General features: G+C 71.1%; 9 protein-coding genes. 4 read left to right on the top strand and 5 right to left on the bottom strand.

What is annotated here, in order from left to right:
• The first annotated feature begins 43 nt into the window (after positions 1 to 43).
• Positions 44 to 1177, top strand: coding sequence for a lipid II:glycine glycyltransferase FemX (locus ACFQQI_RS14930; RefSeq protein ID WP_378564763.1), 1134 nt, complete (start codon positions 44 to 46; stop codon positions 1175 to 1177).
• 1 nt (position 1178) lies between these two features.
• Entirely contained in the window at positions 1179 to 2234 is a 1056-nt protein-coding gene (locus ACFQQI_RS14935; RefSeq protein WP_378564766.1) for an alanine racemase, read from the top strand.
• Here ACFQQI_RS14935 and ACFQQI_RS14940 read toward each other — a convergent pair.
• A complete protein-coding gene (locus ACFQQI_RS14940) occupies positions 2227 to 3651 on the bottom strand; it encodes a glycosyltransferase family 87 protein (RefSeq protein ID WP_378564769.1) in 1425 nt (474 codons plus the stop codon). The two genes, ACFQQI_RS14935 and ACFQQI_RS14940, sit on opposite strands and share 8 nt — an antisense overlap.
• Positions 3652 to 3661: 10 nt before the next feature.
• Positions 3662 to 6034, bottom strand: a complete 2373-nt coding sequence (locus ACFQQI_RS14945; RefSeq protein WP_378564772.1) for a transglycosylase domain-containing protein — start codon at positions 6032 to 6034, stop codon at positions 3662 to 3664.
• Between the two features lie 234 nt (positions 6035 to 6268).
• Between ACFQQI_RS14945 and ACFQQI_RS14950 the strand changes: the two genes are divergently transcribed.
• Both ACFQQI_RS14950 and ACFQQI_RS14955 read left to right on the top strand, forming a co-directional pair.
• A complete protein-coding gene (locus tag ACFQQI_RS14950; RefSeq protein WP_378564775.1) occupies positions 6269 to 6901 on the top strand; it encodes a PadR family transcriptional regulator in 633 nt (210 codons plus the stop codon).
• Between the two features lie 34 nt (positions 6902 to 6935).
• Complete coding sequence (locus ACFQQI_RS14955) at positions 6936 to 8021, top strand: inositol-3-phosphate synthase (RefSeq protein ID WP_378564778.1); 1086 nt, start codon at positions 6936 to 6938, stop codon at positions 8019 to 8021.
• Between the two features lie 94 nt (positions 8022 to 8115).
• On the opposite strand, the gene ACFQQI_RS14960 is transcribed toward ACFQQI_RS14955, so the two are convergent.
• From ACFQQI_RS14960 to ACFQQI_RS14970, 3 genes are all read right to left on the bottom strand, one after another.
• On the bottom strand, positions 8116 to 9690 hold the full coding sequence (locus ACFQQI_RS14960; protein ID WP_378564781.1) for a helicase HerA-like domain-containing protein: 1575 nt from the start codon (positions 9688 to 9690) through the stop codon (positions 8116 to 8118).
• Positions 9691 to 9711: 21 nt separating this feature from the next.
• The gene (locus ACFQQI_RS14965) at positions 9712 to 10194 is read right to left on the bottom strand and encodes an SRPBCC family protein (protein ID WP_378564784.1); all 483 of its coding nucleotides are present in this window, start codon (positions 10192 to 10194) and stop codon (positions 9712 to 9714) included.
• A gap of 61 nt (positions 10195 to 10255) precedes the next feature.
• Positions 10256 to 11677 (bottom strand): CCA tRNA nucleotidyltransferase, encoded by a 1422-nt coding sequence (locus tag ACFQQI_RS14970; protein WP_378565558.1) that lies wholly within the window; start codon positions 11675 to 11677, stop codon positions 10256 to 10258.
• Between the last annotated feature and the right edge of the window lie 95 nt (positions 11678 to 11772).

Below are 11772 nucleotides of genomic sequence, written 5' to 3' on the forward strand. Positions count from 1 at the left end.
GCCGGCCGATCCGCGCTCACGGGTGGTCCGATAGCCTCGAGCGGTGTCCAGCGCCGCCCTCACCGTCCGCGAGATCACGGCCGCCGACCACCTCGAGCTGATCCGGTCCCGCCGCTCGGCGAGCTTCCTGCAGACTCCCGCGTGGGGGCGCGTGAAGTCGGAGTGGCGCCACGAGTCGCTCGGCTGGTTCCGCGGCTCCGAGCTCGTCGGCGCCGGCCTGGTGCTCTACCGGCAGCTCCCCAAGGTGCGGCGCTACCTCGCCTACCTCCCGGAGGGCCCGGTCATCGACTGGGACGACGACGACCTGGGCGCCTGGCTGCGGCCACTGGCCGGCCACCTGCGCGCCCGCGGGGCGTTCGGAGTCCGAATGGGGCCGCCGGTCGTCACCCGCCGCTGGGACACCGCGACCGTCAAGGCCGGCATCGCCGACGACGACGTACGCCGCCTGACCGACCTCGCCCCCACCGAGCGCAGCCACGGCGGTGCCCGGGTGGTGGCCCAGCTGCGCGAGCTGGGCTGGCGGCCGCAGGCCGTCGAGGGCGGGTTCGCCGCAGGCCAGCCGCAGTACGTCTTCCAGGTCCCCCTCGCCGACCGCACCGAGGAGCAGGTGCTCGCCGGCATGAACCAGCTCTGGCGGCGCAACATCAAGAAGGCCACCAAGGAGGGCGTCGAGGTCACGTCGTACGACGGCCCGGCGATCGCGCCGGAGCTCAAGACGTTCCACGACCTCTACGTCCACACCGCCGAGCGCGACCACTTCACGCCGCGGCCGCTGTCCTACTTCGAGGTGATGGTCGACGCCCTCGGCGGCGAGGAGCCGGACCGGATCCGGCTCTACACCGCCCGCCACGACGGCACGCTCGTCGCGGCCACGATCGCGATCCGGGTCGGCGCTCACGCGTGGTACTCGTACGGCGCCTCCTCCACCGAGAAGCGCGAGGTCCGCGGCTCGAACGCCGTGCAGTGGCAGATGATGCGCGACGCGATCGCCGCCGGCGCCGACGTCTACGACCTGCGCGGCATCACCGAGACGCTCGCGGCCGACGACCCCCACCTGGGGCTGATCCAGTTCAAGGTCGGCACCGGCGGCGAGGCGGTCGAGTACGTCGGCGAGTGGGACCTGCCCCTCAACAAGGCGCTGTACAAGGCCTTCGACATCTACATGAAGAGGCGCTGACATGAGCCTCACCCTCACCGTCGACGGCGACCGCTGGCGCTCCCACCTGCGCCAGGTCGCGGCCGCCGAGCCCGGCCTGGTGCCGGTCGCCAAGGGCAACGGCTACGGCTTCACGCTCGGGCGGCTGGCCCGCAAGACGCAGTGGCTGGGGCTCGACACCCTCGCGGTCGGCACCTACGAGGAGCTCCCCGAGGTCGCGAGCCGGTACGACGGCGACCTCCTCGTCCTCACCCCGTGGCGCCCGTTCGGCGCGGCCGTCGACCTCGACGCTGCCCTCGCCCACCGGGTGGTCCACACCGTCAGCCGCGTCGAGGACCTGACGGACCTGCTGGGCCGCCAGCCCGACGCCCGCGTCGTGCTCGAGCGCACGACCAGCATGCTCCGGCACGGCATGACCGCCCGCGAGCTCTGGTCGACCGCCGACGTCGTGCGCGCCAACCCGAAGTGCCGGGTCGCCGGCGTCGCGCTGCACCTCCCGCTCGCCAACGGCGCGCACCTCTCCGAGGTGCACCGGCTGATGACCGAGGTCGTCGCGACCGAGCTGCCGCTCGACACGATCTGGGTCAGCCACCTCAGCGCGGCGGAGCTGACCGCGCTGCGCGCGTCGTACCCCGACTTCACGTTCCGGCCGCGCGTCGGCACCAGCCTGTGGCTCGGTGACCGCGAGGCGCTCCGGGTGACCGCCACGGTGCTCGACGTCCACGAGGTCGAGCGCGGCGACGGGTTCGGCTACCGGCACCGCACCGCGCCCAAGGCCGGGCACGTGCTGGTCGTGAGCGGCGGCACCGCCCACGGCATCGGGCTCGAGGCCCCGCTCGGCGAGGCGAGCCTGCGTGGCCGCGCCGCGACCCTCGCCCGCGGCGGCCTCGACGCGGCCGGCTTCGTGCGGTCGCCCTTCTCGATCGACGGCAAGCAGCGGCTCTTCGCCGAGCCGCCGCACATGCAGGCGTCGATGCTGTTCGTGCCCCACGGGGCCCGGGTCCCGGCCGTCGGCGACCAGGTCGACGTCCGCGTGCGCTTCACGGCCACGACGTTCGACCGGATCGTCGTCAGCTGAGCGACGGCACCCGCAGCCCGGCGTACGACGCCTGCCGCACCGGGTCGTTCCGCGGGTCCCAGAGGTCGCGGACCACCATGCCGGCCAGGTAGAGCTCCGCGGAGATCCGCAGCAGCACCGCGGCCCAGTAGAAGCCGGCGTCGCCGCCGGCGGCCGGCGCGAGATAGCCGCCGAGGTACCACCAGACCGCGGCGAAGTAGAGGACCTCGCCCGCCTGCCAGACCAGCAGGTCCCGCCACCGCGGGCGCGCGAGCACGGCGAGCGGCAGCAGCCACAGCACGTACTGCGGTGAGTAGACCTTGTTGACGAGCAGGAACCCGATCACGATCAGCAGGCCGAGCTGCGCCAGCCGCGGCGCCGACGGCGAGGTGAGTCCGAGGGCGGCGACGCCGAGGCACCAGGCGCCGAAGAAGATCCAGGACGCCACGTTGATCGTGTGCGGGTCGAACGAGAACGGGTCCGGCACGGTGTCCATCGCCTGCTGCACCACGAGCCAGATCGAGCCGAGGTCGGCGCCGCGCTCGGAGTTGAAGCTCCAGAACACCTTCCACTGAGCCGGTCCGGAGAGCAGCGCCGGCAAGTTGGCGACGAACCAGGCCCCGATGGCTCCGGCGGTCGCGATGCCGAAGTCCCGGTAGCGGCGCTGGCGGAGGCAGATCACCAGCACGCCGCCGAGCAGGAAGAGCGGATAGAGCTTGGCCGCCGTGCCGAGCCCGATCATCACGCCGGTCAGCAGGGTCCGGTCCCGCGCCCAGGCCCAGAGCGCACCGGCGACGAGGACGACGGCCACCAGGTCCCAGTTGACGAGGCCGGTGAGGAGCAGCGCCGGGGACAGCGCGAACGCCGCCGCGTCCCACGGTCGGCGCGGGTTCACGCCCGCGAGCAGCCAGGTGCACAGCAGCGCGAGGATGGCGAACCCGATCGCGTTCACGACCACGAACACGCGCATCTCGCGCTGGACGTCGGGCCAGCCCGCGACCGTGGCCGTGTCGGCGGCGTACCTCGGCTCGAGGTCCGGCGACCCGGTCAGCCAGTGGGTGACCCGGGCGGTCCCGAACGTCCAGTAGGCGATGCCGACCGGGTACTCCATGACCTCGAAGCGGTCCCGCACCTGGGGGTCGTCGCTGAACGGCCAGTTCAGCTCCGCGAACCCGCGGCCCGTGTAGAGGTAGGGCAGGTCGGAGTAGCACATCTGGCTGTAGCGCTGCTGCCCGTCCTGCCACGAGTCCTGGTAGCAGCCGGCCTTCTGGACCATCCCGAGTGCCATGCACAGGGCGGTCAGCGCGAGCAGGACGCGCACGGGCGTCCACCACGGGTGCCGTCCGGCGCGGGTGCCGATCGGCCCGCCGACGCTCTCGCTCAGCGTCGTGACGACCGGGTCGTCGACGGTGGGGTGCACCCACGTGCGGTCCCCCACGGCGCGCGCCTCAGCCCTGGCGGGCCCGGCGGCCGGTACGCCGCGACGTCCGCCGGTCGCCGACCCGCGCCGGCGGCGGCGTCGCGGCGGACGACGAGGCGGCGGGGTCGGGGGTCGCGGGCGCGGTCGACGACGGGGCGCAGCCGACGATCGGGTCGCAGGTGGGCGACGGGAGCGTCGGGGTCTCCGTGGGCGTCGGGGTCTCGGTCGGGGTCTCCGTCGGCTCGCTGGGCGACTCCGTCGGCTCGTCCGACTTCGTCGGCTTCGGCTTCTTCGTCGGCTTCGGCGGCGGGGTGTACGGCTCGTGCCCGTCGTCGGGCGCCTCGCCGTCGAGGAGCGCCGGCTCCGGGAACTCCTCGACCTCGGTGCCGTCGAGCGCCCGGCCCATCACGTCGGTCCAGGTCCGCGCCGGGTAGGAGCCGCCGAAGTACTCCGGCAGCCAGCCGTCGAGCTGCTCCTGTCCCTTGCCACGGACGTACATGACCGACGTGGCGAGCTGCGGGGTGTAGCCGACGAACCAGGCCGACGCGACGTCGTCGTCGGCGTTGGTCGCCGTACCGGTCTTGCCGGCTGCCGGCCGCCCGAGGCTGAGCGCGGCCGTGCCGCTGCCGGACTGGACGACCTGCTGCATGGCGTACGAGGTGTCGGCCGCGACGTCCTCGTCGATGGCCTGCGTCGTCGACTGCTTGAACGAGTAGAGGGTCTCGCCGTCCCGGCTCACGACCTTCTGCACGACGTGCGGCTTCGCCGCGCGGCCACCGTTCGCGATCGACGCGTAGGCGTTGGCCATGTTGACCGGCGCGATGGTCGCCGAGCCCAGCGCGATGCCGTTGACCGGCTCGAGACCCGGGCTGTTGTCGAGGTTGTCGTAGCCGCCGCCGGCGTTCTTGTTCCAGTTCGGGATGCCGAGGTCCTCGGCGGTCTCGAGGATCTTCTCCGGACCGTCCTCCATCGAGACGGTGAGATCGGCGAAGACCGTGTTGATCGAGTCCTCGGTGCCGCGCAGCAGGCTGATCTGGGAGCCGTAGTCGGTGCCGAGGCCGTCGTAGCCGGTGCCCTCGTTGCGCACCCGGTCGCCGGTGCCCTCCTCGTTGTAGTAGAAGGGCGAGTTCCCCTCGAAGGTGTCCTCGAGCGAGAACCCCTCCTTCAGGGCGGTGGCGACGGCGAAGGGCTTGAACGTCGAGCCGACCATGCCGCCGGTGACCGCCCAGTTGATCTGCGACTCGAGGTAGTCCTGGCCGCCGTAGATGCCCCGGACGGCGCCGGTGCCCGGCTCGACCGAGGCCACGGCGACGTGCAGGTTCTTGTCGGAGAACTGCGGGCCGTCGGGACGCTGCTCGCGTACGCCGGCCGCCGCGGCGTCCATCGCCTTCTTGGTGAACGTCGTGGTGACCCGCAGGCCGCCGCCGTCGATCTGCCGCTCGTTGAAGCCCAGGTCGCGGAGCTCGCTGCGGACCATCGAGAGCACGTGGCCCTTCTGCCCGCCGTACCGGCTCTCGGCGGCGATCTCCGGGAACTTCGGCAGCTTCCGCGAGGCCTTCTCGGCCTTCTCGGCGCTGATGTTGCCTGCGTCGGCCATGCCGTCGAGCACGTAGCGGTAGCGCTCCTTGAGCGCCTCCTTCGAGTCCTTGCCGTTGGCGGGATCGAAGCTGGACGGGTTGTTGAGCACGCTCGCGAGCACGGCCGACTCGCGCAGGCTGAGCTTCTTCGCGTCCTTGCCGAAGAACGCCCCGGCCGCGGCCTGCACGCCGTACGCCGACCGCCCGAAGTAGATCGTGTTGAGGTAGCCCTCGAGGATCTCCGACTTCGACATCTCCCGCTGGAGCTTGAGGGAGAGGATCGCCTCCTTCAGCTTGCGCTCGTAGGAGCGCTCCTGGGTGAGGTAGAGGATCTTCACGTACTGCTGGGTGATCGTCGACGCACCCTGGGTCGAGTTGCCCTGCGCGTTGCTGAACGCCGCGCGGATGATGCCCTTCGGGTCGATGCCCTTGTCGGTCCAGAACCCGCGGTTCTCCGCGGCGACCACCGCGTCCTGCAGGTTCTGCGGCATCTCGTCGAGCGGGATCGACTGGCGGTTCTGCTCGGCGTAGCTGCCGAGCTCGGTCTTGCCGTCGGCGTAGTAGACGAACGAGGTCTGGGTCTCGAAGTCCTCGTTGGGGTCCGGGAGCTCGGTGGTCTGGTAGGCGAAGATGAAGCCGCCGACCACGACGAGCACGCCGACCAGGCCGACGACGAGCAGCCACCGGGCGACGCGCCACACCTGCTGCTTGCGCGTGCGGGGTCGCTTCGTACCGGCACCCTGCTTGGTGGCGCCCTTCTGGGCGGTCCCCCTGGCAGGGGTGCTGGTCTGGGCGGGGCCGGCGGCCCGGCGCTTGCCACTCACGGTCGGTTGGCTCCGCTGGATCGGTGAACTGGGCGGCTGGACCGGGATCCGAGCCGTTCGACAGGGTACGGGGGCCGCCCGCACCCACCCAAGACGACGCTCGGGTGACGTACGTCGTGCCGCCGCGGTCGAGCCCGGCAGAACCCCGCCCGAGACCGCCGTCCGAACGCCTGACACAACACGTCGACGTATTCATGGTTCGCAACACGCGGATATATCGCTACGATAGGTCGCATGGCACGTCGAGCGGAGACCATCGAGCTGGCAGTCCTCGGACTGCTGCACGAGGGTCCGATGCACGGCTACGAGCTCCGCAAGCGCCTCAACCTGATGCTCGGCTGGGGCCGCGTGCTCTCCTACGGGTCGCTCTACCCGACCCTGAAGAAGATGCTCCGGGCCTCGCTGATCGAGGAGACGATGACGACCAAGACGCCGGGCACCCCGGTGTCGAAGCGGCCGCGCATCACCTACCAGGTCACCGAGGCCGGCACCCGGGAGTTCCAGCGCCTGATGTCGGAGGTCGGTCCCACGGCGTGGGAGGACGACAACTTCGACATCCGGTTCGCCTTCTTCTCCTCGACCGACATGGAGATCCGGCTGCGCGTGCTCGAGGGCCGGCGTACCCGCCTCCAGGAGCGTCTGGACCGCGTGCAGAGCCAGCTCGCGATCACCCAGAAGGAGGTCGACCGCTACGCGGCCGAGCTCCAGCGCCACGGCGTCGAGTCCGTCGAGCGCGAGGTCCGGTGGCTGTCCGACCTCATCAACGCCGAGCGCAACGGCGAGCTCGACCGATCGCAGACCGACGCCTCCAGCCAGGAGCCGGGGTCCGACACCAGCAGCACGGGCCAGCAGGCCACACAGAAGTAGACCTAGAAGAAGTAACAGAGGAAAGGGAATCCCGATGGGTTCGGTACGAGTGGCAATCGTGGGAGTGGGCAACTGCGCCACCTCCCTGATCCAGGGCGTGCACTACTACAAGGACGCCGACCCTGCGGGCACCGTCCCGGGTCTCATGCACGTCACGTTCGGTGACTACCACGTGTCCGACGTGCAGTTCGTCGCGGCGTTCGACGTCGACGACAAGAAGGTCGGCAAGGACCTCTCCGAGGCGATCAACGCCTCCGAGAACAACACCATCAAGATCTGCGACGTGCCCACGCTCGGCCTCGAGGTGCAGCGCGGTCACACCCTCGACGGCCTCGGCAAGTACTACCGCGAGACCATCGAGGAGTCGGCCGCCGAGCCGGTCGACGTCGTCCAGGTCCTCAAGGACACCCAGGCCGACGTGCTCGTCTCCTACCTGCCGGTGGGCTCCGAGGAGGCCGACAAGTTCTACGCCCAGTGCGCGATCGACGCCGGCGTGGCGTTCGTGAACGCCCTCCCGGTCTTCATCGCCTCCGACCCGGAGTGGGCCAAGAAGTTCGAGGACGCCGGCGTCCCGATCGTCGGTGACGACATCAAGTCCCAGGTCGGCGCGACCATCACGCACCGCGTGATGGCGAAGCTGTTCGAGGACCGCGGCGTGACGCTGGACCGCACCTACCAGCTCAACGTCGGCGGCAACATGGACTTCAAGAACATGCTCGAGCGCGAGCGCCTGGAGTCCAAGAAGGTCTCGAAGACCCAGGCCGTCACCTCGAACCTGAACGGCGAGCTCGCCGGCAAGGTCCACGACAAGAACGTGCACATCGGCCCGTCCGACTACGTGGCGTGGCTCGACGACCGCAAGTGGGCCTACGTCCGCCTCGAGGGTCGCAACTTCGGCGACGTCCCGCTGAACCTGGAGTACAAGCTCGAGGTCTGGGACTCCCCGAACTCCGCCGGCATCATCATCGACGCGATCCGCGCCGCGAAGATCGCCAAGGACCGCGGCATCGGCGGCCCGATCATCTCGGCGTCGTCGTACCTGATGAAGTCCCCGCCGGTCCAGCTCCCCGACGACGAGGGCCGCCGCCGCGTGGAGGCCTTCATCGCCGGCGAGGAGTGACCTCTCGCTCGTGAGGACCGCCTGGACCCCCGTCACCGTGAGGTGGCGGGGGTCCTGTCGTATCGGGCAGCTCAGCCGCCCGGCCCGGGCAGGATCAGCGGCGACCGGTCTTGAACATCCCGCGGGCGATCTCGCGGGCAGCGGTGCGCATGAAGTCCTTGAACGCCGCGGACTTGACCACCTGCTCGACCATCCCGTCCTCCTGGCGGGGCGGCTTCGGCGGCTTCGGCGCCTTCGGGGCGGCCTTCTTCCGGGGCTTCGGTGCCTCGGAGGCCGACTCCTCGGCCTGCTTGGCGGCACCCTGCTCGAGCCGGTCGGCGAGGATCTCGCGGGCCGACTCCCGGTCGACCGCGGCCTGGTACGTCGACGCCCGGGGGCTGGCGGCGACCGTGGCCGTCACCAGGTCGGGATCGCACGGGTCCATCCGCGACTCCGGCGCGCGCAGGCGGGTCCAGGCGACCGGGGTCGGGGCGCCACGCTCGTTCATCACGGTCACGATCGCCTCGCCGATGCCGAGCGTCGTGATCACCTCGCCCAGGTCGGCGTACCCGCTCGTCGGGTAGGTGGCCACGGTGGCCTTGAGCGCCTTGGCGTCGTTCGGGGTGTGGGCGCGCAGCTGGTGCTGGATCCGGGACCCGAGCTGCGCGAGCACCGCATCGGGTACGTCGGTGGGGCTCTGCGTCACGAAGAAGACCCCGACCCCCTTCGACCGGATCAGCCGCACGGTCTGCGCGACCTGGTCGAGGAACTCCTTCGACGCGTCGGCGAAGAGCAGGTGCGCCTCGTCGAAGAAGAACACGAGCTTCGGCTTCTCGACATCGCCGACCTCCGGCAGGTCGTGGAAGAGGTCGGCGAGCAGCCACATCAGGAACGTCGAGAAGATCGCCGGCCGATCCTGGAGCTGCGGCAGCTCGACGAGCGAGACCAGGCCCCGGCCGTCGGGCGCGAGCTGCAGCAGGTCCGCCGACTCGAACTCCGGCTCCCCGAAGAACACGTCGCCGCCCTGGTCCTCGAGGCCGATCAGCTCGCGGAGGATGACACCGGCGGTCGCCGACGACAGGCCGCCCAGGGCCTTGAGCTCGGCCTTGCCGTCGTCGCTGAGCAGGTGGGAGACCACGGCGCGCAGGTCCGCCAGGTCGAGGAGCGGCAGCCCGGCGCGATCGGCGTAGTGGAAGACCAGCCCGAGGCTGGACTCCTGCGTCTCGTTGAGGCCGAGCACCTTGCTGAGCAGCGTGGGGCCGAAGGCGCTCATCGTGACGCGCAGCGGCAGGCCGGACCCGACGCCGCCGATCGCGTAGAACTCGACAGGGAAGCCGGTCGCCGTCCAGTGCTGACCGAGCGTCGCCGCCCGGCTCGTGAGCTTGTCGCTCGGCTCCCCCGGCTGCGCCAGCCCGGACAGGTCGCCCTTGATGTCGGCGGCGAAGACCGGGACGCCCTGGGTGCTCAGCTGCTCCACGAGCAGCTGGAGGGTCCGGGTCTTGCCGGTGCCGGTGGCACCCGCGACCAGGCCGTGCCGGTTGAGCATCGCGGTCGGGATCCGGACCGGCGCGTCCGCCAGTCGCTCGGCGTCGAGCATCAACCCGCCGAGCTCGAGGGCGGCGCCCTCGAAGGCGTAGCCGGTGCGTACGGCGTCGGTCAGCTCGGAGTCCGCAGTGTCACTGGCTGCCATGCAGTGACTGTAGGAGCCTCGTCAACGCTCGGCGTCGGCCTTGATGCGCTGCAACGTCTGGCGCATCCCCGCCCGGAGCTCCCCGGTGAAGGTCTGCTGCCCGCCCAGGGCCAGCCGGGTGAGTCGTTGCGAGATGCCCGAGATCCCGTGCGGGGCCTCCCTGCGCTCCACCAGCCGGGTGCCGCCGTCGGACGTCGGCTCGAGGGTGAACGACCAGACGGTCCAGTTGTCCCGGATCCGAAACGCGAAGAGTCGCTCCGGCTCGAAGGCGACCACCTTCGCTCGCGTCGGCCAGAACAGCGGACCGCGACGGTTGAGGTTGAGGAATCGGGTCCCCTGCCGCACCGGCCCGCCGCGTACGACGGTGCGCACCACCTGGGGACTCCACGACGACATCCGGACGACGTCCGACACCAGCGCCCAGACGGCGTCCGGCGGCGCGGCGATGTCGATGGTGTCCTCGAGCAGCGGCTCGATCCGTTCGGCGGTCGTCGACTGGCTCATGGGGCGCGACGCTACTGACAGATGTTCAACAACGCTGTGACCCCGGTCACCGGGCCAGGGATCAGGTGCGGTCGGCCCACCAGGAGCGCAGCGCAGCGGCGGCGGCCTCCTCGCTCATCGGGCCGTTGTCCATCCGCAGCTCCAGCAGGAACTGGTAGGCCTGCCCGACCTCGCGGCCGGGTCCGATGCCGAGGATCTCCATGATCTGGTTGCCGTCCAGGTCGGGCCGGATCGCGTCGAGCTCCTCCTGCTCAGCCAGCCGGGCGATCCGCTCCTCGAGGTCGTCGTACGTGCGCTGCAGCCGCTCGGCCTTGCGCTTGTTGCGGGTGGTGGAGTCGGCGCGGGTGAGGATGTGCAGCCGCTCGAGCTGGTCGCCGGCGTCGCGCACGTAGCGACGGACGGCGGAGTCGGTCCACTCGCCGCTGCCGTAGCCGTGGAATCTCAGGTGCAGCTCGACCAGCTTGCTCACCGCGTCGATGTCGTCGTTGGAGAAGCGCAGCGCCTTCATCCGCTTGCGGGTCAGCTTCGCGCCCACGACGTCGTGGTGGTGGAAGGTCACGGTGCCGTCGTCGACGAAGCGCCGGGTCCGCGGCTTGCCGACGTCGTGCATGAGCGCGGAGAAGCGCGCGACGAAGTCGGGGCCGCCGTCGGGCAGCCGGTGCTCGAGGTCCATCGCCTGCTCGAGCACGGTCAGTGTGTGCTGGTAGACGTCCTTGTGGCGGTGGTGCTCGTCGCGCTCCAGCTCCAGCGCCGGCAGCTCGGGCAGCACGAGCTCGGCGAGCCCGGTGTCGACGAGGAGCGTCAGGCCCAGGCGGGGGTACGGCGCGCAGACCAGCTTCACCAGCTCGTCGCGCACCCGCTCGGCCGAGATGATCCCGATCCGGTCGGCCATCGCGCGCATCGCCTCGACGACGGACGGGTCGACGGTGAAGCCGAGCTGGGCGGCGAACCGCGCCGCCCGCATCATCCGCAGCGGGTCGTCGGAGAAGGAGTCCTCCGGCCGGCCCGGCGTCCGCAGCACCCGGTGGGCGAGGTCGACGATGCCGCCGTACGGGTCCTCGACCTCGCGGCCCGGCACCCGCACCGCCATCGCGTTGACCGTGAAGTCGCGGCGGCCGAGGTCGCCGGCCAGCGTGTCGCCGAAGTCGACCTCGGGCTTGCGCGAGCCGGGGTCGTAGGACTCGGAGCGGTACGTCGTGACCTCGACCTGCCACGCCCCCTTGCGGCAGCCGATCGTCCCGAACGCGCGGCCCATGTCCCAGATCGCCTCGGCCCAGCCCTTCAGCAGCCGCTCGGTCTCGTCGGGCCGCGCCGAGGTGGTGAAGTCCAGGTCGTTGTGGTGCCGGCCGAGCATGGCGTCGCGCACCGGCCCACCCACGAGGGCGAGCTCGTGACCGGCGTCCGTGAACCTCCGGCCGAGCTCGTCGATCACCGGGGCGATCCGGTCGAGCTCGCTCTCGACCGAGCGCTGGACGTCGGCCATGGCGAGCGGGGGTGGCGGGGCGTCGGGCACGGGAGCCGAGTTTAGTCGGGCCGCACGGGGTCCCGATCCGCGCGGGGTCGGCCAGTAGAGTCGCT

The organism is Nocardioides sp. GCM10030259 (assembly GCF_042666375.1).
Classification (GTDB): Bacteria; Actinomycetota; Actinomycetes; order Propionibacteriales; family Nocardioidaceae; genus Nocardioides.

Excerpts from the sequence above, each read along its gene's own strand:
- ACFQQI_RS14935 (WP_378564766.1), top strand. The coding sequence starts at position 1,179 with ATGAGCCTCACCCTCACCGTCGACGGCGACCGCTGGCGCTCCCACCTG.
- ACFQQI_RS14950 (WP_378564775.1), top strand. The coding sequence starts at position 6,269 with ATGGCACGTCGAGCGGAGACCATCGAGCTGGCAGTCCTCGGACTGCTG.
- ACFQQI_RS14955 (WP_378564778.1), top strand. The coding sequence starts at position 6,936 with ATGGGTTCGGTACGAGTGGCAATCGTGGGAGTGGGCAACTGCGCCACC.
- ACFQQI_RS14960 (WP_378564781.1), bottom strand. The coding sequence starts at position 9,690 with ATGGCAGCCAGTGACACTGCGGACTCCGAGCTGACCGACGCCGTACGC.
- ACFQQI_RS14965 (WP_378564784.1), bottom strand. The coding sequence starts at position 10,194 with ATGAGCCAGTCGACGACCGCCGAACGGATCGAGCCGCTGCTCGAGGAC.
- ACFQQI_RS14970 (WP_378565558.1), bottom strand. The coding sequence starts at position 11,677 with ATGGCCGACGTCCAGCGCTCGGTCGAGAGCGAGCTCGACCGGATCGCC.